The organism is Changchengzhania lutea, from assembly GCF_006974145.1.
Classification (GTDB): Bacteria; Bacteroidota; Bacteroidia; order Flavobacteriales; family Flavobacteriaceae; genus Changchengzhania; species Changchengzhania lutea.
Genome location: NZ_CP039456.1, coordinates 972531 through 997657, shown reverse-complemented (window position 1 = coordinate 997657; position 25127 = coordinate 972531). Strand labels below are relative to the sequence as shown.

Below are 25127 nucleotides of genomic sequence, written 5' to 3'. Positions count from 1 at the left end.
GTGAAAAGAAGAAAATGTTACTAGAATAATTGACTAAATGAATTTTAGAACCCAGCTACCGATAATAAAAAGGGCTGATAGTCGTATAGACTATGCCTCTGATTTATTATTGTTAGGCTCGTGTTTTGTTGAGAATATTGGTGAAAAATTAGATTATTTCAAGTTTCAAAATCTTCAAAACCCTTTTGGAATTTTATTTCACCCAAAAGCTATAGAAGCTTTGATAAGCCACGCCCTAAATGCTAAGGTGTATACTAGCGATGATATTTTTGTGATGAATGAGCAGTGGCATTGTTTTGATGCACACTCGAAACTAAGTAGTATTTCAAAAGACGATTTGATTAATATGTTGAATTTAAATTTGAAATTAACGCATCAACAAATAAACAAATCAACTCACATCGTTATTACTTTAGGAACGGCTTGGGTTTATCGTTTTCTAGAGAGCAACACCATTGTCGCCAATTGTCATAAAGTGCCTCAGAAGCAATTTGAAAAAGTGTTATTATCTGTTGAAGATATATATGAATCCCTTCAGAATATTGTACAATCAATTAAAGGAATCAACTCGAACGCTTCAATCATATTTACAGTATCACCAATAAGACACATTAAGGATGGCTTTGTAGAAAACACACAAAGTAAAGCCCATTTACTTACAGCTGTTCATAGGCTATTGGCAAGAAAAGAGTTTTTAAACTGTCATTATTTTCCTTCTTATGAAATCATGATGGACGAACTTCGTGATTATCGTTTTTATAACGAGGATATGATTCACCCAAATCAAACAGCTATCAATTATATTTGGGAAACCTTTAAAACCGTTTGGATTTCAGAAAGCATATCAAATACTATGGATGAAGTTGATGTTATTCAAAAAGGTATTCGGCATAAACCATTCCATGCACAATCTCAAGCGCACCAGCAATTTCTTCAGAGTTTAGAAGCCAAAAAAGCAGCGCTTCATTCAAAATTTCCAAATATCGTATTTTAAATATACGTAATTCATCGTATTGATTACGGTGTCAATAAGTTGCAGCTTTGTTTCATTATTAACAATAAAACAAATCAACAATGAGACATTTAAAAAAATTTATGCTATTAGTAATGATGGGATCATTAGTAATATTTACATCATGTTCAAAAGATGATGACGGTGGAAGTGGAGGAGCAGCAGGCTCTGGAACAATTACTGCAAAAATTGATGGGACTCAATTCACATCCTTAAATCAAACATCTTTTGCCCAACTTACATCTGGGGGCGGACAAACTACTTTAGCTTTGCAAGGAAACACCTCATCTCAGGTTATTAGTATTACAATGAATGGATATGATGGATTGGGTACCTATGAGATATCAGATGATAGCGTATTTATAGTTGCTTCTTATGTAGAACCTAATACTAACGACCCTCTAAATTCTAAAATATGGAGTGCGCCTTATCAAAATTCAGGTGTTATTGGGGAAATTAAAATTTCTGAGGAGACAGATACTAATATAAAGGGCACTTTTTCTTTCACAGGAAAGAATAATGATGACGGAAGCACCAAAGCTGTTACCGAAGGGGCATTCAATCTTACAAAGAAAACTTCCTAATATATTTAAGATGATATCGTGCAGCAACAATGTTGTCATGATATCATTTTTACCTAATAAAAACAAACAAATTCAACAATGAGAACTTTATACAAAAATATATTTTTTATGGCGTGCCTTGTGATGTCACAAATAGGATTTGCGCAAAAAGCAGAATCGCCAGATTACAGTTATGATGTTGGTGGCAAAATTGAAAAAATGACAGTAACTAGTTCTGGCGTGCTCTTAGTAACTCACAGTAAAGGTTTGGCCGGTATTAAACCAGGGCATGAGGGTTTAGCGTTTAATTTTGACGATTATGGAAAAGTAAAAGAAGAGGAAATAAGCATTATACCAAATACACCATATGTTATGGTTGGTCAAACAGGTTTTGCTGGAATTTCTGCAAAACAAAGTGTTATTGATGTGGTTTCAGGAAAACGTTTATTTGATACCAAGGCCAATGGTTGGAAAGCTGCGGGGCAGCCGACTCTACTGCTACCAGAAAACAAACTTATTGTATCTGGGCAGCGTACAGCTAAAGAGAAATATGCAAGTGCCGTTGGTATATATGATATGGCCACAGGACAAGAAGAAAAATTGTTTACGTTAAAAGGCTTTGATGCCATGGTTGGACGGCCTAATATTATAGATGGCGGATTAATTATTCCCACAGCAAAAGGGTTAACTCGAATAGATTTAGCAACGGGGAATGAAAGTTGGACAACCAAACTAAAGGGCGTGGCTTTTGTTGAGCCTGCCGAAGATGGTAAATCCATCTATGCTTTTATCACCTCCAATAATGGAAAAAACCAAGAAGTTTTTAAAGTGAGTGCTTCTGGCGCTTTGGCATGGCCTGACGGCAATAAATTAAAAGGGATCGTGTCCAACTTTCAAATCACACAAAAAGGACTAGCTATTGTAAGTGATGTGGCCGATTCTGGTAAATCTGGTTTAGCAGCACTCGGTTCTGGAAAAGCACAGAGTAACATTAGTTTTTTATCGGCAGCTACAGGTGAAGATTTATGGGATAAAGCTCCAAAAACTAAGGGTTATGTGCAACATTTCTATATTATGGATGATGGTATTTTGTTCGGAATTGGTAGCGGAGGCATAAATAAAATTTCGTTTGATGGAAAGCCACTGTTTAAAAAACCTTTAAAAACAGGTGAAAATATTCACACTATGGCTATAACCAAACAAGGCATGATTTATATCACAGACAGTGATGCAGATATTATAAACCTTGAAACGGGAGAATCTATCTGGAACAAACCTATTAAGTATAAAAAAGCCAAAGCGGTTACCAGTACTTATGATGAAGCTCACGGGCGCTATTTAATAAGTACGGGTGAAGAGATGATTGCTATTGATGAGAATTCTGGAGCAATCAGTGGTTTTTCAAAATATGATTTTGACGAAAAGGAAAACCCAACAAAATTAGAAGTGAGAGATAGTGGCTTGTTATTAACTTCAGATCAAAATATTATGATGTTAGATTTTGATGGGGCGGAGAAATTTCATGAGTACTATCGTTCACCAGGAAAGAGCGCATTTGGTGCAGGTTTAATGGCGGTTTTGGCGGTAGCGTCTACGGCTATGGCGAGTTCTGCTGCTTATAGAGCAGGTGCAAATTCCAACAGTTTAGGACAATATAACAGTTATGGCGCTGATATGAAACGCGCCCAAGATATGTTTTCTGATATTGGTTCGGCATCTTTTAGCGAAATGTCAAAACGTTTTAATGCTACCGCCGCTACCAAAGATGCCCAGTTTATTTTAACCAAGTTAGATAATGGGGTAGGATTGGTTAAAGTAAACAAGGATTCTGGAACAGTTGATAAGGAAATTTTGTTAAAAGACAAAAAACCAACCTATGAAGTAGACGAGTTCGGAGGCTACTTGTATTACCTAGCTAATGGCAGTCATATTTATGCCTATGATCTTAACAAATAAATCTTGTTGTTGCCATTTGTTGATTGGGCGTAATAATGTAATTATTGCGCTTAATCTTTTTAAATAACAGTTAATCGAAAAATTAACCTTCCTTTCAATATATATATTAGCTTTAAAATGCTATTAATCAGTTCATATAAAAAAACATCAATTGTTATAATCAGTAATCTGGTTGACGATTGGTGTTTTTTTTTAGATGCCGTTTCTGTTTTAGATGTGCTAATTGTTATGTCAACAATACTCATTTTTATAATTTCTATTCGGGTTTTTATTATATCGCTGAATTCCAAAAAACAGTTTGAACAGATACTTGCAGACTTAAGAACTAATATTATAACAGCAGAAAAAGTCTGTAATATAAATCTTAAAAAAGGGATAGTGTTTGAGAAGCTAAACAGAAAACTTTTAGACAGTCTGTTTAAAATAAATAACGAGCTTATCCTATTACAAAAGTTTATAATTGAAAAGCGTATTTGATATTTTATGGTTTTAAGACTATTACTTGGATTTTTGTTAGCTCTCAGTTACACAGGTGTAGCACAAAATAACTTAAAAATCGTTGATAGCTTAAAGACAGAATTATCAAAAACTTCCAGAGAAGAACATAGAGCCAAAATCTACGGCGACCTTACTTGGTATTACAGTCAAATTTCTACAGATTCGGCCTTAGTCTATGGTAAAAAAGCCATGGTTCTAGCACAAAAACTAAATGACTCAGCCTTTTTGGCACAAACCATAAGTGATAATGCTGTTGTATATTACTTAAAAGGCGATTACAAAGTTGCCAAAGCATTATTTAAAAAATCCTTAAAAGTAAGAACCAGCCTTTCAGATTCTGCTGGTATCGCTTCCTTGAATTTCAAAATAGGAAATATCTTCTATAAAACCACGAGTTTAGATAGCGCTATGGTGTATTATGTTAGGGCATTGGAATATTATGAAAGTCATCATATTGATGTCATAGCAAATTCTTTAAAGAGTAACATTGCCAGTATTTACATGTCTTTAAAAAACTATGATAAAGCCCTGGATTACCTCAAAAGTAACATTAATTATTTTGAAAAAAATAAAGAACATGAGCTATTGGGTAATGCATTGGTAAATCTTGCAACGGTCTATTTATATAAACAAGATACCATAGAAGCCATTAAAACTTTAAAAAGAGGAATTCTAACTTCAGAAAAAATTAATGCTTATCCAACATTAGGTTCTGCGTATAATAACCTAGGAACTATATATAGTGACAAAGGTGATTATAAACTTGCGAAAACATACATTTTAAAATCTATCGAGATTCGAAAAAAAACGAATTTGAGCACAGAATTGGCAAGTTCAGAGTTAACACTTGCGGGCATTTATAATGCGCTTGGAGAGTTTGATAAGGCGAAGCCATTGCTATTAGAAAATCTTGAAGTTTTTAAAAACGAAGGCATCACAGACAAATTATTATCATCTTATTTGCAACTCATCCCCGCATATGCTTATCAAGCGAAGCCCGATAGTGTAGCCTATTACACCGATTTATATGTAAAGAGTAGAGATATTAGTTTGCAAGAGAAAATGCAAAATATTACCAGTGAGATTGAAACCAAATACCAGACCGAGAAAAAGGAAAAACAAATTCTGTTACAGCGTGCAGATTTGGCTGAAAAGGAACTGAACTTAACTAAAAAGAATACACAACTCATTGGTCTAGGTGTTTTAGTTTTTATGCTAGCGCTCTTGGGCTATTTGTTGTACAACCAGCAAAAATTAAAAAATCGTCAACTCCAAAAAGAAAATGAGTTAAAAGCGGCCTTAGTAAAAATTGAAACCCAAAATAGACTGCAAGAACAGCGCTTTAGAATTTCCAGGGATTTGCATGATAATATAGGGGCGCAACTCACTTTTATAATTTCGTCCATTGAAAATTTAAAGTTTGGATATAAAATTGAAAATAGCGAATTAAATGATAAACTAAAGTACATTAGTGCCTTTGCGAAAGATACTATTTACGACCTGCGTGACACGATTTGGGCTATGAATAAAAGTGAAATTTCTTTGGAAGATTTACAAGCACGCATTACGAATTTTATAGATAAGGCGAAAGAATCTACTAGTAATGTGAAATTTGAATTTAATGTAGATGAGACTATTCCAGACAATGTAACCTTCAGTTCTATTAAAGGTATGAATATGTATAGAATCATTCAAGAAGCTGTAAATAATACCATTAAATATGCTGAGGCATCACAATTAGAAATACAAATAAACCAAATCATTAATGGGATAGAAATCACTATTAAAGACAATGGTAAAGGGTTTGATATCAATAGTGTGGAACATGGTAATGGCTTATCCAATATGCGTAAGCGAGCCCAAGACATTCATGCAGATTACCATATTGAAAGTGTACCAAATCAAGGAACAGCTGTCATTTTAAAATTAGAAGTCGAAGAGACATGAAAATTAAAATTGCCATAGCCGATGATAATTCATTCTTAATAAGAATGATACAAGAAAAACTATCATTTTTTCCAGATTTAAATGTCAAAATTATTGCCATGAATGGTGAGGATTTATTGGATAAACTTGATGATAATCATAATTTGGATCTTATTTTAATGGATATAGAAATGCCGATTTTAGACGGTATTGTTACAACCGAAAAAGTAAAACAGAAATATCCTCATATTAAAATCATCATGCTCACCGTATTTGATAATGATGAACATATTTTTAATGCGATAAAAGCAGGTGCAGACGGTTATTTACTTAAGGAAGTCAATGCGCAAGACTTATATAATGGGATTCAAGAAACTGTAAATGGTGGTGCTGCCATGACGCCGTCAATCGCTATGAAGACGCTTAAATTATTAAGAAACCCTATAGATATTGAAAATGTATCCGAAAAAGAATCTATCCTACTTACTCCTAGAGAAACAGAAGTATTGGAACAGCTAAGTAAAGGCCTAAGTTATCATCTTACTGCAGACAATCTTATCTTATCTACAGGAACGGTACGCAAACATATTGAAAACATATACAAAAAACTTCAGGTGCATAATAAGTTGGAAGCCGTACAGAAAGCGCAACGGAACAACTTAATTTAAAAGTGAAGACTGGATTAAAATTTAAGTTGAAATGGATCTGGCTTTGAGTGATTTTTTTATTCTATTAAATCTATTTCATGAATGTCTTTTGGCTTAAAGAACTCATGTTTTTTGTTTACATTAGTACATGCGAAAAATTCTATTTGGTGTCATCATTACTCTAATTATTCTGTTTGCTTTTAAATATTGCGGCGATAAGCGGGATGATAACATAGTGCTTCAGGAAAATTCGGCACTTATACAAGAACAGATTAATAATGTTGGTAAGCTTATCGTGACCGAAGGATATTTTAGTGAAGTGTTTAGCTATAAAAACTCAAAAGAGATTTTTGGAGCCTATCTCTCTTTTGAAAAAAAAGCACTAGTGGTTGTGAATGCTGAGGTTACGGTAGCTTATGATTTGAGTAAAATTGAATACACTATAAACAAAGAGAACAAAACCTTGCAAATTACAAGCATTCCAAAAGAAGAAATTAAAATCAATCCCGATTTTGAATATTATGATGTTCAAGCAGATTATTTAAATCCATTTGAAGCGAAGGACTATAATGATATTAAAAATACAGTAAATAAATCCTTGTCAAAAAAAATAGAAAATTCTGATTTAAAATCGAATGCAAAAAACAGACTCATCAGCGAACTGTCCAAATTCTATATTCTCACCAGTTCCTTAGGATGGACGCTTCAGTACAATGATGAAACCATAACAGATGTGAATGGGTTGCAAAATATTAAGCTATAATTTCTCTTTTAAACGAGCCCAACCACCCCCGTTAATAGCTTCAATATTGTGAATTATTAAAACCTTGGCCGCTTTATTAGAGCGCATACCACTGGCACAACACGTAATTACTGGTTTGTTTAATTTTTTAAGAACATCAATATTATCGTTTAAATGATGTAAAGGGACGTTTTTGGAACCGACTATGGCACCACTCTTATATTCCCGTTCACTTCTAACATCTATAATAATGGCATCGCGCGACAAAAAATCGTTAATCTTGTCGTTTTTATTACCAAAAAATATATCTAAAATTCCCATAATATCTATTTTCGCACAAATTACTATTTTCTTTTTTATTGAGCCTAGATGGGGTTCAAAAAAATAATGTCTAAGCTATTTTTTTGCGTATATTCAACCTTTAAAAATAAACCAATCATGCAGTCATACGTCACATTAACTATTGAAAATAAGGTAGGTTATGTTGAGTTTTTTCATCCAGATCACAATGCGCTTCCAACGGATGTTCTAGAGCAATTAAATAAAACGCTTAATGATGCAGGGCACAATGACGCTATTCATGTGATTGTTTTAAAAAGTGGTGGTGAGCGCACATTTTGTGCAGGTGCCAGTTTTAAGGAACTCATTGCTATTGAAGATTCTGAAACCGGAGCGCGTTTTTTTTCTGGCTTTGCCAACTTAATTAATACCATGCGCATAAATCCTAAGTTAATCATTGGTCGTGTACAGGGTAAAGCGGTTGGAGGTGGTGTAGGATTAGCGGCAGCTACAGATTATTGTTTGGCTACAAAATATGCTTCCATAAAATTGAGTGAGTTGAGCATTGGTATTGGCCCTTTTGTTATAGAACCAGCAGTAACCAGAAAAATGGGGCTGTCTGCCATGTCGCAAATGACCATAAATGCTGAAGTCTTTTATTCGGCAGAATATGCTCAAGAAAAAGGATTGTACAGTAATGTTTATGAGACCACAGCAGCTTTAGACGTCGCAGTAAAAACTTTAGCAGAAACCTTAGCGACCTATAATCCCGAAGCTTTGAAGCAAATAAAAGCCACGTTCTGGGAAAACACAGACCACTGGGAATCCTTATTGCTGAACCGCGCTAAAACTAGTGGTGAATTGGTTTTAAGTGAATTCACCAAAAACAAATTGAAGGGATTCAGATAAATTAGTTTATGACACTTTTCTGATTAATAATGGCCAATCCATCATCAATTAATTTTCCAACCTTAGGTCTATTTTGTTTTATGGTTTCTAAATGATTTAAAATACGATCACACAATTTAGGTTCATTCCCCAAATAGGCCAATTCATATAGCTCTATAGGCAATAACCAGTCGTTGGGATGTTTTTCAATAAGTTCTTCCAAAACCTTAGTCCTGGAAATAGTTCGGTTTTTACCATCTCTATAATCTCTAACTTGTTGATAGAATGCTTCTAATCCTAATTGTTTTTCAGACTTATTCATATGAATGGTTTGAGAAGAAGGAACATGTGTAATCAGATCAAAACTATTCAAATCTGCAGGGCCAGCAAAGGCAGAAACTACTTCCTTGCCAATAGCCATATCATAAATACCCCATTCTGGCTTAAAAAGTACGGCGTCTTTGTGGGTGACGGTACAGTTTTTAAAACTAATAAGTATTATTTTTCCTTGCAGATTGCGTTTCCCAGTAATGATTTCCCCTGAAACTTTCACACCGCCTTCGAACTCTAAGGTAATTTGCTGTTCTTCATAAATATCATAGGCACTTAAATCACGTGGGCTCATGTCTTCAATAGCAAGATTGATCCCTTTTAGTTTACCAATGGGAGAACCAAACCCCCTTTTATGAGTTGCTATGCCGTGACCAACAAGTTCTTTTTCCCGATATGCCAAGGCCGTTTCGCCATCAGTTTGTATATAAATGGGCTGTCCGTTATTTTCAATAACATGAGTGAATACTCCCGAGATTTGAAGTCCCGTGCTTAATTCAATAGTACCCAAAGCCTTAGAGGCAATTAGCTTATTAATGCCGCTTAAGCCACCTCTTCTTAGGGCCATCGTATTTGCAAATTCTTCCAAAACTAAACTTAAATGTGCAAAATCTGGAGTGACGTACAGTTGTGGCTGTGGTTTCGTGATATCAAAATCCTGATAAGTGGCACTAATAGTGTAAGGTAATTTTTTTACAGCATCTGTCATGCACCAGGCACTTTCTCCAATAGAGGATAATAGGCCGGCACCATAAATTTTAGGATTCTCTAAAGTGCCAATTAATCCATATTCAACGGTCCACCAGTGTAAATTCCTAATGAGAGCCATTTCGCTGGGGTCTCCCATGTTTTTTTGTAAATGGGCGACATGTTTTTCTGCGGAAGCGATATCGTCCTCAATCGAATTTGGAGCTTCCTTAATTATAGATAAATGCCTCACCGCTTCGTATAGTTCAAAATCTTTAGCCGAGGAAATGGCCTTGCATCCAACTTCGCCAAAACGCCTTAAATACTCAGCATATTCAGGATTTGCAATTATGGGCGCATGTCCAGCACCTTCGTGGATAATATCTGGTGCGGGCGTGTATTCGATATGTTCCAATTGCCTAATATCACTGGCAATTACCAGGACGTTATAGGCTTGAAATTCCATAAACGCATTGGGTGGAATAAAACCGTCAACCGCCACCGCTGCCCATCCAATATCCTTTAAAATTCGGTTCATACCATACATATTCGGGATGCTATCCACAGAAATCCCGGTTTGCTTCAAGCCTTCTAAATATGATTTGTGCGCGACGCTTTTAAGAAAATCGACATTTTTTCGCATCACATAGCGCCACACAGCTTGGTTTATGGCTGAGTAGTCATCGTAATTTTGAGGTTTGATAAATTGCCTCAAATGTTTAGGAAGTCGGTTTAAAATCTCGTTAGATTCAATTGAATTATCCATAGTCTATTTCAAGAGTTGTCGGTTTTGTAAAATTACGAATTATCGATTACATTTTTATTTGTTTCAATCATAATATAGTTTCTGAAAGGGGATTTGCTGATAATTAATTTTCTGTATATTGAACTCGTTTAAACTTTTTTAATTCGCTAAAAAATTGTCCTCTTGCACCCATGTTTTGTTTTTCTTTCATTCCGTAGCGATGCTATGCAACTCAAAAAGAACCTTCAACTGGTCACAAAATGACTAATTTTCGCTCAATCCAAAAAGTTTAAACGAGTTCATTTATAAGGATTTAAAAACGTAAAATATATGCTAACTAAAAAACGCTATACAGTTAAGGACATTGCTTTATGGTCCCGATGGGAAACATTAGTCTATTTGCTCTATGCTACAATTATAGTTATATGTTATGAAGTATTAGGTTTTACATTTTTAACCGTTCCGTGGACACCTGTGGCCCTTATTGGAACAGCCGTAGCATTTATGGTAGGTTTTCAAAACAATTCTGCATATGGGAGAATATGGGAAGCACGAAAAATTTGGGGTGCTATTGTGAATACGTCTCGCACGTGGGGCATGAAAGTTCAAGATATGGTAACAGCGGAACATATTATAGGCGAAACTACTGATGTTGAAATAAAAGCACAAAAACGTATTTTGGTCTATAGACACATTGCTTGGTTAACGGCATTGCGATATGCTATGAGAATGCGCAAATCATGGGAAGCACAACATAAAGCCAGAACGAATAGAGAATGGTCTAAACTGATACATATCCCAGAAAAGGTTTCAGATTTAGAAGATAATTTAATTGCATACTTGTCTAAAGATGAAACGCAGTATGTGTTATCTAAAAATAATAAGCAGACGGCTATTTTATATTTACAATCAAAGCATATTCGATCACTCAAAGAACAAGGACTTATATGGGAGTTTGCTTTTTTGGAGTTAGAAAATGTTTTGGAAGAATTATTTACGCATCAAGGAAAATCGGAACGGATTAAAAACTTCCCTTATCCCAGACAATATGCAAGTTTGGCCTTCTATTTAACACGCGTATTTGCCATTCTATTGCCTTTTGGAATCATACCAGAATTCGCGGACATTGGTAAAACGATGGTTGATGATTTCTTTTATATAGGACAAAATTTTATATGGTTGGGAATCCCGTTTTGTGGTATTGTGTCGTGGGCATTTCACATTATGGAACGTATGGCAAGAGTAGGGGAAAACCCTTTTGAAGGCACTGTGAATGATGTTCCAATCTCTACTATTTCGCGTGGTATTGAAATAGATTTGCGCCAAATGCTAGATGAAAATGATGATGAGATTCCAAAGCAGTTTCCGGAGAGCCATCATGCGCAGATGTGACATATTTAAAAAAAAAGCAACCCTTAAAGTTGCTTTTCTAAATCAATGAATTAGTTTTATTGTTGCATCTCAGGCGGATATTTAGCCATAATTTCATTCACAAATTCCTTAATCCGTGCTTCTTTTTTCTCCATATTCCGAGATAAATACCCTGTGCCCATACCTTGCCAAACCAGTTCTTTTTTATCGGCATCAATAAGGTCTATATAAAGCGTACCTTGTGTACTTGTTGAAACAGAAGGTTGATTCCAGCCCCAGCCCCAACCAGGACCAAAGCCTCCCCAGCCCCAGCCTCCCCAACCCCAGGCACCCATGCCCCAAGCATTGTTGTACACGTCTACGCGCTGCTGCGATTTTGTAAATAAGCTGATGAGTAAATCGGGGTCTTCAGATTTGGAGAAACCTTTCGATAATAGTTCAGCTTCAATGGCACGTAAAATACGGCGTTTATCTAGATCGCTAATTTCGGCTTTGTCAATTCCTGTTTTAAAGAATGCAAAGGTCTTGTAGGTGTTAAAATCAGCGTTTTTGTCGTAATCTGCAGCAACTCTTACAGAACTGCATGAGGTTGCCACAATAAGAATGGCAAACAGTGGCATAATGCGTAAAATTTTTTTCATCTTTTTCATTGCGTTTTTTTATACTAAAAATTGAATTCAATTAATCGTCAATACTATTATAGGTGAATAAATTTAAGAATGATTCAATAATCATAGAAGGTCTGTTTTTATAACTAGCTTCTAGAAACCAAATTATATCATTGATTCTAAACACCTTTTGGCGTTATTATTAGCATCAAGAATCATACCAATTTCACTGTTTATTATGGTATTCCAGTCAATTATAAGCCGTTATAAATAAATTATCGTTTTATTGAATTGGTGTTTTTGTCATAGCCGTAAGGGCAATGTCTGCATCCACTTTCGCAACAATATCCACGCTTTAAATGGTATTGCTCGGTAAAACAACGATATCCTTCTGGTGTTAGGTAGAAATCACCTGCTTCAATGGGGATTATTTTCTTCATTATATCACAAAGATAATGTAATTTGGATTGATTTTTGAACCACTAAGAGCATGATTTTAATCTCTAATTTTCTTATTCCAAAAGGCTATCGTGGGCTCACTCTTTTTCCATTTATTGTTTTAAGATCTAAAGATTTAAAATCGAATACATTTTTAATTAATCATGAAAAAATTCATTTAAGGCAACAATTAGAACTCCTAGTACTTCCTTTTTATATCTTTTATGGTATAGAGTTTTTATATCGATGGGCTCTATACAAAAATTGGCATATGGCTTACATAAATATTTCTTTTGAAAGGGAAGCTTATACTCATGAAAATGATTTGGATTATTTAAAGCATCGACAGAATTGGGACTTTTTGGAGTATCTTCGCAGGCATGATTTTTAGTCTTCAAAATAGCATAAATCAACAACTAAAATTAGTTGAAGCAAACGGCTTGAATTTATTTATTAAGCGGGAAGATGCTATACATCTTTTCGTCTCAGGAAACAAATACAGGAAACTTAAGTACAACCTTATTGAAGCTGAAAAACAGGGGTTAAAAACGCTGGTGACTTTTGGTGGCGCCTATTCTAATCATGTTGCGGCTGTGGCATCTGCTGGTAAGCAACTCGGATTTAATACTATAGGTTATATTCGGGGAGAAGAGTTACATGCCAGTATAAGTAGTAATCCCACTTTAAATTTTGCTCATGCTTGTGGGATGCAATTGCAGTTTATATCACGGGCTGATTACAGGAAGAAATCGACAGCTGACTTTATAAATCAGTTAAAAGTATGCCATGGTAATTTCTACCTCATTCCAGAAGGGGGCACAAATAAATTAGCTATAAAGGGCTGTGAAGAAATTTTAAATGAAGCAGATAAGCATTTTGATTATATATGTTGCGCCGTTGGCACTGGAGGAACGATTGCGGGACTTATTAATTGTTCAAAACCCAGTCAACAAGTTTTAGGTTTTCCTGCTCTAAAAGGTGATTTTTTACAACAAGATATTAGTAAATTTGCAGTAACCGACAATTGGAAATTAATTACAGATTACCATTTTGGTGGTTATGCAAAAATAAATTCTGAATTAATCAGTTTTATTAATCAGTTTAAAGCAAGTCAAAATATTTTACTAGATCCTATATATACCGGTAAAATGATGTTTGGGATTTTTGATTTGATTAAAAAGGGCTATTTTCCAAAGGGATCGAACATTTTGGCCATTCATACGGGAGGATTGCAAGGTGTTGCCGGTATGAATTTAAAATTGAAAAAGAAAAATTTGCCAATAATTAAGATATAAAAATGAAAAGAGTAGCATTTATAATTTGTTTGTCTTGTGTGTTGTTTAGTTGTCGCTCTAAAAAAGCGGTGATTGCAAAACAGGAAAAAGAACGAACTGAACAAGCAGAAGAAAGAGACAAACAGCTCGCTTCAGAAGAAGAAAAAATACCTCTTAAAAAAATCTACGGTAGTAAAACAGAAGAGTACATTGATACTTATAAGGCCATTGCACAAAGCGAAATGGTTTTATATAACATTCCGGCAAGCATCACCTTAGCCCAAGGTATTTTAGAATCTGGATCTGGTAGAGGAAGGCTATCGGTTAAAGCGAACAATCATTTTGGGATTAAATGTCACGGATGGATTGGTGCAAAAATCTATCATGATGATGATGCAAAACAGGAATGTTTCAGAAAATACAAAGATGCCAAATATTCGTTTAGGGATCATTCGTTATTCTTATCAGAAAGAAAACGCTACGCAAAACTTTTTAAACTTAAAAAAGAAGATTATAAAGGATGGGCCAAAGGACTAAGAGCCGCTGGTTATGCTACAGATAAAAAGTATCCTCAAAAATTAATTGGATTAATTGAGCGCTATAAGTTATATCAATTAGATGAAGAGGTGCTTGGCGATACCTATACAAAATTTGAAATGCCAGTAACAAATCACGCTGAAACATATGCGGTTGTTAAGGGGGATACCTTGTATTCTATTTCCAGAAAATACAACATGACCGTTAAAGAACTTCAAAACATAAATGGTTTAAGAGATTCTTCACTAAGTATTGGGCAAACTTTAATTGTAAAACCAGCATCAAAAAACTAATAGATTTAATATGAATTATAAACGTAGTAGTACCTTATTTGCACAAGCTGAGCGCGTTATTCCTGGCGGCGTTAATTCTCCTGTAAGAGCGTTTAAAGCCGTGGGTGGAACGCCTATTTTTGTAAAAGAAGCAAAAGGGGCTTATTTATATGATGAAGATGGAAATCGTTTTGTTGATTATATAAATTCATGGGGTCCCATGATTTTGGGCCATGCTTACCAACCTGTTGTTGATGCGGTGGTAGAGAAAGCTAAAAAAGGCACTTCTTTCGGAATGCCAACCGAAATTGAAACGCAAATTGCAGAATTGGCAGTTTCAATGGTTCCCAATATTGATAAAATACGATTTGTGAATTCAGGAACAGAAGCCTGTATGAGCGCGGTGCGTTTGGCAAGAGGTTTTACTGGGAAGGATAAAATTATAAAATTTGCTGGATGCTATCATGGGCATAGCGATTCGTTTCTAATTCAAGCGGGTAGTGGTGCAGTAACCTTCGGGTCGCCAAACAGTCCCGGGGTTACCAAAGGCACAGCTAAGGATACCTTGTTAGCAAGATATAATGATATCCATCAAGTGGCAGATTTAATAGAAGCCAATAAAAATAAAATCGCTTGTATTATCATCGAGCCCGTTGCAGGAAATATGGGATGCATTCCACCAAAAGAAGGATTTCTACAAGCGCTGAGAAAATTGTGTTACGCCAATGAAATTTTGTTGATTTTTGATGAAGTCATGACCGGGTTTCGCTTGGCAAAAGGTGGGGTTCAAGAGCTCTATAATGTTAATGCGGACATTGTTTGTTTTGGTAAAGTTATTGGTGGTGGATTGCCTGTAGGGGCATTTGCCGCACGCCATGACATTATGGATCATTTGGCACCTTTAGGACCAGTTTATCAGGCAGGTACTTTAAGTGGTAATCCCTTGGCGATGGCTGCAGGATTAGCTATGTTAAAGGCATTAGATGAAAATTCAGAAATTTTTAGTCGTTTAGAAGATAAAACTAAATATTTACACCAAGGAATTTCTAAAGCATTAGAAAGTCATGGTGTAACACACACCATTAATCGTGTGGGTTCTATGATTTCCGTTCATTTTGATAAGGAACCTGTTGTAGATATTGAAACTGCTGCTAAAGGTAATAATGAAATTTTTAAAAAATTCTTTCACGGTTTGTTAGATGAAGGCGTTTATATCGCTCCAAGTGCTTTTGAAACTTGGTTTATTACAGACGCTTTGACATATGAAGATTTAGATTTCACGATTGCTGCTATTGATAAAGTAGCGATGGAATTATAATCTAAAAGCGCATTTCTAAAATTCAGAAATGCGCTTTCTTCAATCAAACTAAATCAACCAAACTAAAAAGTTATTGAAATTAAGATTTTTTATGACCTTCATGTCTTTTGCCTTTTTTCTTTTGTGACATTTTCATTTGTGCACGTTCCCATTTTTCATATTGAGCTTCATTTAAAATAGTTTTCATTTGTTGCTTTGTGGCAATTTGATGATCCAACTTAGCATTCATCATTTGCAAACGTTCCTCCTGTGTTGGTTTTGTAGCATTGTCACTTTCTTTTCTAGCTTTACGCGCTGCCATAAAAGTCTTCCGCTTTTTTACGTTTTCTAGATTGAGTTTATATATTTTAGACTGCTGTGACTCATTTAGGTCCAAATGCAAAGTCATCTTCTTTGTCTTCAGCGTTGCAGCATCTTCGGCAGACATATTACTCATTTTTTCAGCCCGTTCTCTATTTGGGCGCTCTGGTCGTTGTTGTGCTATAGTTTGTAATCCTACAAAGGCTATGGCGATCATTATTAATTTTTTCATGTGTAATATTGTTAAGATTATTTGCATGTAGGACTTTAAAAATTTAGAATAGTTTAAAGTCCTTTATGTTTTTAACGCGACATTAACATTCAAACTAGTTGTTTATTTCAATTTCTAATTGTGCTTTTAGTAGTCCTTTGCCACCGGCCATTAGGCCTTTTATTTGGTTGTTTTCCGTTAGCAAATCAACAACTATTACACTTGGTGAAGGTTCTGCCATATACTTGCCTTGTTGAATATGAAATCTTTTTTTATTCCATTTTAAAATATCAAATAAATAACAAGCAAGAGGTCCAGCTGCCATTCCTGTTCCAGACTCTTCCAATATGCCGTAACGTGGACCAAACATTCTTGACGTAGCGTCATATTCAGTGTCACCTGTGTCGGTAGAAAATACGTAATAACCAATTAAATCGAACGCTTCACTAACTTCACTTATCAATTTAAAATCTGGAATTATATTTTTTAAGATTGCTGTGTTATTAACTGGAACTAGAATAAACGAATTTCCAGTATTTACTAATTGTATTGGAGTGTTTGGTGCTAAGTCATTTTTATTTAATCCTAGAGATTTTAGAATTAGGTCTTCCTGATGGCTTACGTCCTCGTATTTTGGTGCTAATTGTTCCATAAACGCTAAATCACCTGTTAACTTTATATTTCGTTTTCCATCAATGGTTTCTTTAGAAGAGGAATCATTTTTCAAGGCACCAATTTGTTTTAAATATGAAAACGTTGCCACTGTTGCATGACCGCAATGCGCTATTTGCTTATTAGGCGTAAAAAAATCTAATTTAAAGTCTTCGGTGTTAGATTTGGAAACAAAAGCAGTTTCTGATAGACCTACTTTTTTAGCGATATCAAGCTTATTTTTGTCTGATAAATCATCTGCATTTAAAACAACCCCAGCTGGATTGCCCCCTTTGCCATGTTCTGCAAAAGCATTAAGAATTTGTACGGTAACATTTTTTTTATTGTCCATTTTAATCATTTTTGTTTGTTATATATAATGGACGAAACTGTTTGCGAAAAGACGTAATTAAATTTGATTATTTTCGAAGTCTAGTAATTTTCCTGAGCTATCAGATTCAACATTAGGGCAATCTAAAATGGTTTCTTTCAGAATTTCTCGAGCTTTTTGAACTCTAGATTTCGTGCCAGAATAAGATATTTTTAAATGTTCTGCTAGTTCTTTTTGTGAATAGTTTTTAAATGAAGTTAGGATAATGGCTTCTTTATGCTGAGTAGAAAGTTGTTCTATTTTTTGGTTAATACAATTGGTAAGGTTTGAGTAATGAAAACTTTCACTTTCTATCTCTGGGATATCAAGATTGTCAATTGGTTTGTATTTTGAATTTACCTTTCTGAAATAGTCAAAAATGGTATTTCTAGTTATTTGATAAGTCCAAGAAGTAAGCTTCGAAGTATGCTTTAACTGATGGATTTTAGCGTGCATTTTTAAGAATACTTCTTGATGAATGTCTTTTGAAATTTGTTCATCCTTGATTTTGACTAAAATGAATTTATAAAGCTCTTCATTTAAATCAATCCAGATTGTATTTATCTCGTTTTTCATAATTTTTGATTTTAGCTTATCCTTATATAGCTGAATGACTATTAAGATGCAAAGCATTTTTTTATTGCTTATAAACAACACCCTCTTTCATAACGAATTGGATAGCATTTAAAATACTGATGTCTGATAGTGGATTGCCGTCAACAGCAACCATATCAGCAAATTTATTCAATTCAATAGTTCCTAGTGTTTCAGGCATTCCTAAAACTTCAGACGCTGTCACAGTGGCAGATTTTATGGCTTCGTTTTCACTCATGCCGTATTTCACCATCAGTTCAAATTCTCTAGCATTAGTGCCATGTTTACTAACTCCAGAATCGGTTCCAAAAGCAATTTTTACACCGCCTTTTAGAGCTCTTTTAAAAGAAGCTTCCACTACAGGCGCTACTTGACTGATTTTTTCAGCTATTGCTGGCGGAATATTTTTATTCGTTTTAAGTTCTTCTGATACAGAAACTCCTGCCAACAATGTGGGCACTAAATAGGCATCGTGTTCTTTAAATAATCTTACCGATTCGTCGTTTAAATAAGATCCGTGTTCTATAGAGTTTACACCAGCTCTTAGTGCAGCATTAATGCCATCTACTTCATGTGCATGCGCAGCCACTTTGCGTCCCAGACTGTGAGCGGTTTCTACAATGGCCTTTAATTCAGCATCAGACAATTGTTGCCCAACACCCGCATTGGTATTGCTAAGAACACCTCCGGTAGCTGTGATTTTTATAATATCTGCACCTTGTTTTACCAAAGCTCTTACGGCTCTTTTGCAGTCATCTGGACCATCACAGATACCCACTCTTTTTTCAACGGCATTCATTACCTCCGTTCTGTAGCCATGAAAATCGCCATGACCACCAGTGGCAGAAACAGCACCGGTAGCAGCAATAATGCGAGGACCAGGAATATCACCTTTTGCAATGGCTCTTTTTGTGGCATTTATTAAGTTGTAATCGGAACCTAGATTTCTAACGGTTGTAAATCCAGCCATAAGTGTTCTGTTTAAATACTTGATAGAATTAAATGCGAAATCTTCATCATTTAATGTGGTCCATTCATGCGGATTTGCACCTGGATCGCGTTCGTGGGTAATATGGGTGTGTAAATCGATAAACCCAGGCATAACGAATTTATCTTTTAAATCGATAAAAATTACCGAATCGGTAGCCTTGTCTTTTATATCCTCGACAGTTACAAAACCATCCTTTACACCAGTAATTTTGCCATTTTGAATAATGATACTCTTATTATTGAGATAGGGTTCACCAGGAATAGCCAGTAATTTTCCGGCATGTATTATGGTCGTGTTTTGGCTGAAAGAAGTAAAAGATGTGAAAATGAGGATAGAGAAAGTAATAAGACGTGTAATCATATGAGTGAATTTATTGATGGACAAATAACTACCTCCTAATATAGTTATTTTATTTATATTCAATTAATTTAAGGATGCTGTAATGGTTTGTCTTTAGAGTAAAAAAGGATTTTATGGCATGTCATTCTCTTTAAGCCTGTTTGCTGCCATTGCTGTTCAAAAAAACATAAGGGATGTCCAGTATATCGATAGAGAGCTAAAGGACGAGGAACAATAAAATAGTTCACTTAATAAAACAGCATAAAGCATTATCTTATTGGCTTTTAAACCGCTAATCTTTTTATTGTATATTAGTATTCTAACGATGTTCACCTATGCCTTATTGGTTATATATTTCAATAATAGTACTTGTAATTTACGTATCAGCTAGTATTGCTCTATATTATTTGCAGGATTATATGTTATTTAAGCCTGAAAAACTTTCAAAGGATTTTCAGTTTTACTACGAAAATCAAAACATTAAAGAATACAATTTAGAGACTAGAGATGGAGCTGTTATCAATGGGCTTCTTTTTAAACCAAAAGTGGAATCAAAAGGGATAGTTTTATATCTTAAAGGCAATTCAAAAAGCATCAAAGGTTGGGGTAAATTTGCAGTTGATTTTACACGACATGGCTATAACGTATTAATGGTAGACTACCGAGGCTTTGGAAAAAGTACAGGTAGGCGCTCTCAAAAAGCCATAAAAAGAGATCTGCAGGAAATCTATAATAAAATAAAAGAAAGAACAAGTGAAAACAGAATCATCTTGTACGGACGGTCTTTAGGATCAGGGTTTGCGGCAAAATTGGCTTCCATGAATAATCCTAAAATGCTGGTTTTAGATGCGCCATATTATAGTTTAACCAAAGTTACAGCACGCTACGCACCCTTTATGCCCTTGTCGCTTTTAATTAAATATCCACTCCCAACATACAAGTGGCTAAAATATGTGCAATGTCCCATTCATATCATTCATGGCACGCATGACAATTTGATTCCTTATAAAACCAGTGTGAAATTATCTCAGGTAAATCCAAAAAGAACCACATTGCACACGGTTATTGGTGGAGGTCATAAAAATTTAAACAATTTTGAATCCTACCATAAAATGATTTTTGAGATACTCCATAACAAGTCACATCCTATAGATTTAACAACCACAAGTATTCATGTTAAACATACCTCGAAACCGAATAAAACAAAGGCTTAAAAAAATTGGTATCATTCTACTAAGTTTATATATTATGATTGGGACTTCATTATATTTTCTACAAGAAAAATTATTTTTTTTCCCAACCGTTTTAGAGGAAAATTATGTCTATGAATTTAATTATGGTTTTGAAGAATTAAATTTAATAGCTTCAGATGGAGCAAAACTTAATGCCGTCCATTTTAAAGTTGAAAACCCAAAAGGAGTCATCTTATATTTTCATGGAAATGCAGGAGATTTACAACGATGGGGTACAATAGGGGAGTATTTTGTAGAAAAGAACTATGATCTATTAATTATGGATTATAGAACTTATGGGAAGAGTTCGGGTAAACTAAGTGAAGCGGTCTTTTATAGTGATGCCCAATTGTTTTACGAGTATTTGAAAGGTGATTATAATGAAAGTGACATCACATTGTACGGGCGCTCTCTTGGTACAGGCATCGCAACCTATGTGGCGGGTAAAAACAATCCCAAACAACTTATTTTAGAAACACCTTATTATAGCATACTCGATGTTGCAAAACATAGGTTTCCAATGCTCCCCATTGAAAAACTATTGCAATATAAGTTTCCTTCGTATAAGTTTATAAAAGACGTGGAATGCCCCATCACGATATTTCATGGAACAGATGATGGCATCGTCCCTTATGCTTCGGGTAGAAAATTATTTACGGCAGCATCTTTATCGAAAACTACTTTTGTAACCATTCAAAATGGCGATCATAATAACCTTATAGAATTTGATTTGTATCATACCCGAATTAATGAGATCTTGCTCTAGCGGTCTTAAAAAATTAACAGTAGCCATGTTGATGTCTTAAAATATATGTAAAATACTGATTTGTAGTGTTAAACATTTCTAAAGGTGTGTAACAGTTTGGTTTTATTTACGTCAATTTATATATGAACCAATAAAACTTTAAAATCATGCTTTATTCATCAATCATTTTTAGCACCTTGCTCAGCTTGAGCTCACCGACACTTAGTAACAACACATCATCCTGTTTGGATAATGATTGCAAAGAACCCACTAACGAAGAAGTACAATTGCGAGCATCTTTATTTGAAACCAACCCTCAAACGGAGCCCACAGACTTAGATTGGGACACCATTGAACTCTATGAATTGGAAGAGGCAGTTATCATTAATTTTGATACTAAAAAGTATCTTCCCGTAAACTTTAATCCCTTAAAAGGAAAACACGATCTAGATTGGAGTAAAATTGAACTGGTTGAACTAGAAGAACCGGTGACTATCAATTTTAATACACAATGTTATTTACCAGAAAATTTTGATTCTCATCAAAGTCTATAGGCGGATGTAAAATGATGAGGCTGTCTAACAAAGTGAGTTTTTAGTTTAAATGTCACATTGAGCGCAGTCGAAATGCTTTAGTTTTTAAAACATTAAAACTTCGACTGCGCTCAATGTGACAGTTTGACAAGAATTAATTACTTTTTAGACAGCCTCATCACTATGGCTATTCAACTAGATGGACAAATAAACCATCATCCGTTTTTTCAACTTTAGCAAGGTTGTTTTTAGTCAATTCCTTAATAGTCTTATCCCATTTTTTGTTCGATAAACCAGAAGCGGTCTTTAACTCATTAAGTTCTAGTTTGTCTGCTTTTTTTATAATCTCAAAAACGGCTTTAGCATCATCACTCACAGCAATCGCTTTTTTCTCTGGACGCATTTGCGGAAAGAATAACACCTCTTGAATAGATTGATTGTTGGTTAAAAACATAATCAATCGGTCCATACCAATCCCCATACCAGAGGTTGGCGGCATCCCATACTCCAAAGCACGTAAAAAGTCGTAATCTATAACGCCGGTAGCTTCATCATCACCTTTTTTAGCCAATTCCATTTGATGTTCAAAACGTTCTCGTTGATCAATTGGATCGTTTAATTCAGAATACGCATTGGCAATTTCCTTACCACAGACCATCAATTCAAATCGCTCTGTTAACTCTGGATTTTCACGGTGCTCTTTACATAGCGGACTCATTTCTTTTGGGTAATCTGTAATGTAGGTTGGCTGAATATAATGGCCCTCACATTTCTCGCCAAATATCTCATCGATAAGTTTGCCTTTACCCATGGTATCATCAACTTCAATACCCATATTTTTAGCAGCTTCTCTTATTTCCAATTCACTTTTTCCATTAATATCAAATCCAGTAAAATGCTTAATGGAATCTGCCATGGTTACCCGGGCATAAGGTGCTTTAAAATCTATTTCATGGATTCCAAAAGTAGCTTTTGTGGTTCCGTTTACAGCCATAGCGCAATGCTCTAAAAGACGCTCACAGAAGTCCATCATCCAGTTGTAATCTTTATAAGCTACATAAATTTCCATAGCCGTAAACTCTGGGTTGTGGGTTCTGTCCATCCCTTCGTTACGGAAGTTTTTTGAGAATTCATAAACCCCATCAAAACCGCCTACAATTAAGCGTTTTAAATAGAGTTCGTTGGCAATCCGCATATACAACGGAATGTCTAATGCATTGTGATGGGTTACAAATGGGCGTGCAGCGGCACCTCCAGGAATGGGTTGTAAAACGGGAGTTTCTACTTCAAAATATCCAGCATCATTAAAAAACTGACGCATCGCATTAAATAATTTAGTACGCTTTACAAAGACATCTTTTACCTTAGGGTTTACTACTAAATCTGCATAACGCTGTCTGTAACGTTGTTCAGGGTCTGTGAAAGCATCATAAATGACACCGTCTTTTTCTTTTGGTAGCGGTAATGGTTTCAAGGCCTTGCTTAAAAGCGTGAAATCTTTAACCTTTACCGTTTTTTCACCTACTTGAGTAGTGAACAATTCGCCTTCAATCCCTACAAAGTCACCAAAATCCAATAACTTCTTAAAGATGTCATTGTATTTGGTTTTGTCTTCATCTGGGCAAATTTCATCACGATTAAAATACACTTGAATTTTTCCTTCAGCATCCTGTAGTTGTGCAAAACTTGCTTTCCCTTGCACTTTAATCATCATCAACCTTCCTGCAATAACCACCTGTTTGCCCTCTTTAAAGTCGGTTTTCACCTGTTTAGAGTTGTGGGTGACTGGATATAAATCTGCAGGGTAAGGGTTAATTCCTAACTCGCGTAATTTTTTTAGTTTTTCTCTTCTTACTAATTCTTGCTCTGAAAGCTGCATCTGATGATTTTTTGAATCGCAAAATTAAACTATTTAAAAAAACGAAAAGCTTCTTTTTAATTATTCTTTGTTTTTATTGATTTACTGATAAAAATTTGGCAAAAATAGTTTTCGTTTATGACATTAATCATAGGTTGATAGGTGATGTAGTTTTTATTTTTACTTTTTATAATGAGTATGTTATTGAATTGATACAACTCATATAATTTAAACTTCATTCAGATGAAAAATGTAATATTAAGTTCGCTTGTTTTTTTTACCGTTAGTTTTACCGTGTTAGCTCAGGAATTGTCTCCATATATTAAAATAGGGGAGTCAACAGAAAGTATTCAGGAATTATCAGAAAAAATTATTTCTGTATTAAAGGATAATTCATTTACTGTTTTAGGAACTTATAATCCTTCAAACAAAAGTTCTTTAAAGGTTATTGCATTTACAAGAAGAGATTTAAGTGATGTTTCAATTAAAGTTAAAGATAGGGGTGCATTGGCCGCAGTTTTTAAAGTAGGTTTAGTTAAAAAAAATGATAAAGTAATTATGTCCTATACAAATCCGGATTATATTTTAAGAGCCTATTTAAGGGATAGCTATAGTACATACAGTGGCGCTTTTAAAACATTTAGTGCAGATTTGAAGACTGTGTTTTCTGCTGTTGGAAATGAGTTTGTGTCATTTGGAGGAACGGTACAAGCTGATAAATTAAAAAAGTACCATTATAAAATTACGATGCCTTATTTTACAGATCCTGTTGTGTTAAATGAATTTACCACATTTGCTGAAGGAGTAAAAACTATTGAAAATGCTTTAAATTCTAAAGAAGGAAATACGAAACTAGTTTATAAGCTAGTTTATAATAATGCTAAAGTAGCCGTTTTTGGTGTTGGATTACTAAATAAAGAGGATGGCGAATCCTATTTTTTACCAATTATTGGTGAAGATCATGTTGCTGCTTTGCCTTATGAAATAATATTGCAAGATAAAGTTGCTACCATGCTTCATGGTAAATATAGACTTGCATTGCATTGGCCAGATTTAACAATGGGTACTTTTATGAAAATTATGAGTACGCCGGGAGATATTGAAGATACTTTAGAAGTAATTTGTCAATAAGTGCTTTAATAAAGTATTCAATCTAAAGATTCTCCGACCCTTGGATCGGGGTTTCCTTTTTACCTCTCCTCTTGCATCCGA

The 25127-nt window shown here is 34.8% G+C and carries 25 protein-coding genes and 1 pseudogene; 17 read left to right on the top strand and 9 right to left on the bottom strand.

Annotated features, from left to right (window positions below):
- The first annotated feature begins 37 nt into the window (after window positions 1-37).
- The 6 genes from FAF07_RS04665 to FAF07_RS04640 all read left to right on the top strand — a co-directional run bounded on the left by FAF07_RS04665 (window position 38) and on the right by FAF07_RS04640 (window position 7365).
- Window positions 38-994 (top strand): GSCFA domain-containing protein, encoded by a 957-nt coding sequence (locus FAF07_RS04665; RefSeq protein WP_142784012.1) that lies wholly within the window; start codon window positions 38-40, stop codon window positions 992-994.
- 80 nt (window positions 995-1074) lie between these two features.
- Window positions 1075-1596 carry a DUF6252 family protein gene (locus FAF07_RS04660; protein ID WP_142784011.1) on the top strand — a complete coding sequence of 174 codons (522 nt, stop codon included), beginning with the start codon at window positions 1075-1077 and terminating at the stop codon, window positions 1594-1596.
- Between the two features lie 108 nt (window positions 1597-1704).
- On the top strand, window positions 1705-3531 hold the full coding sequence (locus FAF07_RS04655) for an outer membrane protein assembly factor BamB family protein (protein ID WP_246067772.1): 1827 nt from the start codon (window positions 1705-1707) through the stop codon (window positions 3529-3531).
- Between the two features lie 510 nt (window positions 3532-4041).
- Window positions 4042-5976, top strand: a complete 1935-nt coding sequence (locus tag FAF07_RS04650; protein WP_246067771.1) for a tetratricopeptide repeat-containing sensor histidine kinase — start codon at window positions 4042-4044, stop codon at window positions 5974-5976.
- A complete protein-coding gene (locus FAF07_RS04645) occupies window positions 5973-6623 on the top strand; it encodes a response regulator (protein ID WP_142784008.1) in 651 nt (216 codons plus the stop codon). The genes FAF07_RS04650 and FAF07_RS04645 overlap by 4 nt, the downstream gene beginning before the upstream one ends.
- A 127-nt stretch (window positions 6624-6750) precedes the next feature.
- Window positions 6751-7365: a DUF4230 domain-containing protein gene (locus FAF07_RS04640; RefSeq protein ID WP_142784007.1), complete on the top strand. Its 615-nt coding sequence runs from the start codon at window positions 6751-6753 to the stop codon at window positions 7363-7365.
- On the opposite strand, the gene FAF07_RS04635 is transcribed toward FAF07_RS04640, so the two are convergent.
- Entirely contained in the window at window positions 7360-7665 is a 306-nt protein-coding gene (locus FAF07_RS04635) for a rhodanese-like domain-containing protein (protein WP_142784006.1), read from the bottom strand. The genes FAF07_RS04640 and FAF07_RS04635 overlap by 6 nt on opposite strands.
- Before the next feature lie 117 nt (window positions 7666-7782).
- On the opposite strand from FAF07_RS04635, the gene FAF07_RS04630 reads away from it, so the two are divergent.
- The gene (locus FAF07_RS04630; protein ID WP_142784005.1) at window positions 7783-8532 is read left to right on the top strand and encodes an enoyl-CoA hydratase/isomerase family protein; all 750 of its coding nucleotides are present in this window, start codon (window positions 7783-7785) and stop codon (window positions 8530-8532) included.
- A 1-nt stretch (window position 8533) separates the two neighbouring features.
- Here the strand turns inward: FAF07_RS04630 and FAF07_RS04625 are convergent, their stop codons facing one another.
- The gene (locus tag FAF07_RS04625) at window positions 8534-10294 is read right to left on the bottom strand and encodes an aromatic amino acid hydroxylase (protein WP_142784004.1); all 1761 of its coding nucleotides are present in this window, start codon (window positions 10292-10294) and stop codon (window positions 8534-8536) included.
- 309 nt (window positions 10295-10603) lie between these two features.
- Between FAF07_RS04625 and FAF07_RS04620 the strand changes: the two genes are divergently transcribed.
- Complete coding sequence (locus FAF07_RS04620) at window positions 10604-11665, top strand: bestrophin family protein (protein WP_142784003.1); 1062 nt, start codon at window positions 10604-10606, stop codon at window positions 11663-11665.
- Between the two features lie 56 nt (window positions 11666-11721).
- On the opposite strand, the gene FAF07_RS04615 is transcribed toward FAF07_RS04620, so the two are convergent.
- Window positions 11722-12285 (bottom strand): DUF4136 domain-containing protein, encoded by a 564-nt coding sequence (locus FAF07_RS04615; protein ID WP_142784002.1) that lies wholly within the window; start codon window positions 12283-12285, stop codon window positions 11722-11724.
- 242 nt (window positions 12286-12527) lie between these two features.
- Window positions 12528-12692: a DUF5522 domain-containing protein gene (locus FAF07_RS18465; RefSeq protein ID WP_185956517.1), complete on the bottom strand. Its 165-nt coding sequence runs from the start codon at window positions 12690-12692 to the stop codon at window positions 12528-12530.
- Window positions 12693-12742: 50 nt separating this feature from the next.
- On the opposite strand from FAF07_RS18465, the gene FAF07_RS04610 reads away from it, so the two are divergent.
- From FAF07_RS04610 to hemL, 4 genes are read left to right on the top strand one after another with little or no spacing between them, the layout of a single operon-like run.
- Entirely contained in the window at window positions 12743-13081 is a 339-nt protein-coding gene (locus tag FAF07_RS04610) for a hypothetical protein (protein WP_142784001.1), read from the top strand.
- Window positions 13071-13985, top strand: a complete 915-nt coding sequence (locus tag FAF07_RS04605) for a 1-aminocyclopropane-1-carboxylate deaminase/D-cysteine desulfhydrase (protein ID WP_142784000.1) — start codon at window positions 13071-13073, stop codon at window positions 13983-13985. The genes FAF07_RS04610 and FAF07_RS04605 overlap by 11 nt, the downstream gene beginning before the upstream one ends.
- A gap of 2 nt (window positions 13986-13987) precedes the next feature.
- The gene (locus FAF07_RS04600; protein ID WP_142783999.1) at window positions 13988-14794 is read left to right on the top strand and encodes a glucosaminidase domain-containing protein; all 807 of its coding nucleotides are present in this window, start codon (window positions 13988-13990) and stop codon (window positions 14792-14794) included.
- Window positions 14795-14804: 10 nt separating this feature from the next.
- Window positions 14805-16091, top strand: a complete 1287-nt coding sequence (hemL, locus tag FAF07_RS04595; RefSeq protein WP_142783998.1) for a glutamate-1-semialdehyde 2,1-aminomutase — start codon at window positions 14805-14807, stop codon at window positions 16089-16091.
- A 79-nt stretch (window positions 16092-16170) separates the two neighbouring features.
- Here the strand turns inward: hemL and FAF07_RS04590 are convergent, their stop codons facing one another.
- The 4 genes from FAF07_RS04590 to FAF07_RS04575 form a co-directional block, all read right to left on the bottom strand.
- Window positions 16171-16623 carry a hypothetical protein gene (locus tag FAF07_RS04590; protein WP_142783997.1) on the bottom strand — a complete coding sequence of 151 codons (453 nt, stop codon included), beginning with the start codon at window positions 16621-16623 and terminating at the stop codon, window positions 16171-16173.
- A 94-nt stretch (window positions 16624-16717) separates the two neighbouring features.
- The gene (locus tag FAF07_RS04585) at window positions 16718-17605 is read right to left on the bottom strand and encodes a PhzF family phenazine biosynthesis protein (protein ID WP_142783996.1); all 888 of its coding nucleotides are present in this window, start codon (window positions 17603-17605) and stop codon (window positions 16718-16720) included.
- A 57-nt stretch (window positions 17606-17662) separates the two neighbouring features.
- Window positions 17663-18199, bottom strand: a complete 537-nt coding sequence (locus tag FAF07_RS04580; RefSeq protein WP_142783995.1) for a sigma-70 family RNA polymerase sigma factor — start codon at window positions 18197-18199, stop codon at window positions 17663-17665.
- Between the two features lie 61 nt (window positions 18200-18260).
- Complete coding sequence (locus FAF07_RS04575; protein ID WP_142783994.1) at window positions 18261-19568, bottom strand: metal-dependent hydrolase family protein; 1308 nt, start codon at window positions 19566-19568, stop codon at window positions 18261-18263.
- Window positions 19569-19665: 97 nt separating this feature from the next.
- Between FAF07_RS04575 and FAF07_RS04570 the strand changes: the two are divergent.
- From FAF07_RS04570 to FAF07_RS04555, 4 genes and pseudogenes are all read left to right on the top strand, one after another.
- A pseudogene (locus FAF07_RS04570) lies at window positions 19666-19785 on the top strand (YiaA/YiaB family inner membrane protein); the annotation flags it as partial.
- 97 nt (window positions 19786-19882) lie between these two features.
- Entirely contained in the window at window positions 19883-20761 is an 879-nt protein-coding gene (locus FAF07_RS04565; RefSeq protein ID WP_142783993.1) for an alpha/beta hydrolase, read from the top strand.
- A 34-nt stretch (window positions 20762-20795) separates the two neighbouring features.
- Entirely contained in the window at window positions 20796-21545 is a 750-nt protein-coding gene (locus tag FAF07_RS04560) for an alpha/beta hydrolase (protein WP_246067770.1), read from the top strand.
- Window positions 21546-21691: 146 nt separating this feature from the next.
- The gene (locus tag FAF07_RS04555; protein WP_142783991.1) at window positions 21692-22078 is read left to right on the top strand and encodes a hypothetical protein; all 387 of its coding nucleotides are present in this window, start codon (window positions 21692-21694) and stop codon (window positions 22076-22078) included.
- A 166-nt stretch (window positions 22079-22244) separates the two neighbouring features.
- Here the strand turns inward: FAF07_RS04555 and lysS are convergent, their stop codons facing one another.
- Window positions 22245-23936 (bottom strand): lysine--tRNA ligase, encoded by a 1692-nt coding sequence (gene lysS, locus FAF07_RS04550; protein WP_142783990.1) that lies wholly within the window; start codon window positions 23934-23936, stop codon window positions 22245-22247.
- A 222-nt stretch (window positions 23937-24158) separates the two neighbouring features.
- Between lysS and FAF07_RS04545 the strand changes: the two genes are divergently transcribed.
- Window positions 24159-25046, top strand: coding sequence for a hypothetical protein (locus tag FAF07_RS04545; protein WP_142783989.1), 888 nt, complete (start codon window positions 24159-24161; stop codon window positions 25044-25046).
- Window positions 25047-25127 lie beyond the last annotated feature (81 nt).

What these genes read in the sequence shown, in the direction of transcription:
- FAF07_RS04620 (WP_142784003.1), top strand. Translation starts at nt 10,604, where the DNA reads ATGCTAACTAAAAAACGCTATACAGTTAAGGACATTGCTTTATGGTCC.
- FAF07_RS04615 (WP_142784002.1), bottom strand. Translation starts at nt 12,285, where the DNA reads ATGAAAAAAATTTTACGCATTATGCCACTGTTTGCCATTCTTATTGTG.
- FAF07_RS04605 (WP_142784000.1), top strand. Translation starts at nt 13,071, where the DNA reads ATGATTTTTAGTCTTCAAAATAGCATAAATCAACAACTAAAATTAGTT.
- FAF07_RS04655 (WP_246067772.1), top strand. Translation starts at nt 1,705, where the DNA reads ATGGCGTGCCTTGTGATGTCACAAATAGGATTTGCGCAAAAAGCAGAA.
- lysS (WP_142783990.1), bottom strand. Translation starts at nt 23,936, where the DNA reads ATGCAGCTTTCAGAGCAAGAATTAGTAAGAAGAGAAAAACTAAAAAAA.
- FAF07_RS04645 (WP_142784008.1), top strand. Translation starts at nt 5,973, where the DNA reads ATGAAAATTAAAATTGCCATAGCCGATGATAATTCATTCTTAATAAGA.
- hemL (WP_142783998.1), top strand. Translation starts at nt 14,805, where the DNA reads ATGAATTATAAACGTAGTAGTACCTTATTTGCACAAGCTGAGCGCGTT.
- FAF07_RS18465 (WP_185956517.1), bottom strand. Translation starts at nt 12,692, where the DNA reads ATGAAGAAAATAATCCCCATTGAAGCAGGTGATTTCTACCTAACACCA.
- FAF07_RS04660 (WP_142784011.1), top strand. Translation starts at nt 1,075, where the DNA reads ATGAGACATTTAAAAAAATTTATGCTATTAGTAATGATGGGATCATTA.
- FAF07_RS04575 (WP_142783994.1), bottom strand. Translation starts at nt 19,568, where the DNA reads ATGATTACACGTCTTATTACTTTCTCTATCCTCATTTTCACATCTTTT.
- FAF07_RS04640 (WP_142784007.1), top strand. Translation starts at nt 6,751, where the DNA reads ATGCGAAAAATTCTATTTGGTGTCATCATTACTCTAATTATTCTGTTT.
- FAF07_RS04665 (WP_142784012.1), top strand. Translation starts at nt 38, where the DNA reads ATGAATTTTAGAACCCAGCTACCGATAATAAAAAGGGCTGATAGTCGT.
- FAF07_RS04630 (WP_142784005.1), top strand. Translation starts at nt 7,783, where the DNA reads ATGCAGTCATACGTCACATTAACTATTGAAAATAAGGTAGGTTATGTT.
- FAF07_RS04625 (WP_142784004.1), bottom strand. Translation starts at nt 10,294, where the DNA reads ATGGATAATTCAATTGAATCTAACGAGATTTTAAACCGACTTCCTAAA.
- FAF07_RS04635 (WP_142784006.1), bottom strand. Translation starts at nt 7,665, where the DNA reads ATGGGAATTTTAGATATATTTTTTGGTAATAAAAACGACAAGATTAAC.
- FAF07_RS04555 (WP_142783991.1), top strand. Translation starts at nt 21,692, where the DNA reads ATGCTTTATTCATCAATCATTTTTAGCACCTTGCTCAGCTTGAGCTCA.
- FAF07_RS04580 (WP_142783995.1), bottom strand. Translation starts at nt 18,199, where the DNA reads ATGAAAAACGAGATAAATACAATCTGGATTGATTTAAATGAAGAGCTT.
- FAF07_RS04560 (WP_246067770.1), top strand. Translation starts at nt 20,796, where the DNA reads ATGATTGGGACTTCATTATATTTTCTACAAGAAAAATTATTTTTTTTC.
- FAF07_RS04610 (WP_142784001.1), top strand. Translation starts at nt 12,743, where the DNA reads ATGATTTTAATCTCTAATTTTCTTATTCCAAAAGGCTATCGTGGGCTC.
- FAF07_RS04600 (WP_142783999.1), top strand. Translation starts at nt 13,988, where the DNA reads ATGAAAAGAGTAGCATTTATAATTTGTTTGTCTTGTGTGTTGTTTAGT.
- FAF07_RS04590 (WP_142783997.1), bottom strand. Translation starts at nt 16,623, where the DNA reads ATGAAAAAATTAATAATGATCGCCATAGCCTTTGTAGGATTACAAACT.
- FAF07_RS04565 (WP_142783993.1), top strand. Translation starts at nt 19,883, where the DNA reads ATGCCTTATTGGTTATATATTTCAATAATAGTACTTGTAATTTACGTA.
- FAF07_RS04585 (WP_142783996.1), bottom strand. Translation starts at nt 17,605, where the DNA reads ATGGACAATAAAAAAAATGTTACCGTACAAATTCTTAATGCTTTTGCA.
- FAF07_RS04545 (WP_142783989.1), top strand. Translation starts at nt 24,159, where the DNA reads ATGAAAAATGTAATATTAAGTTCGCTTGTTTTTTTTACCGTTAGTTTT.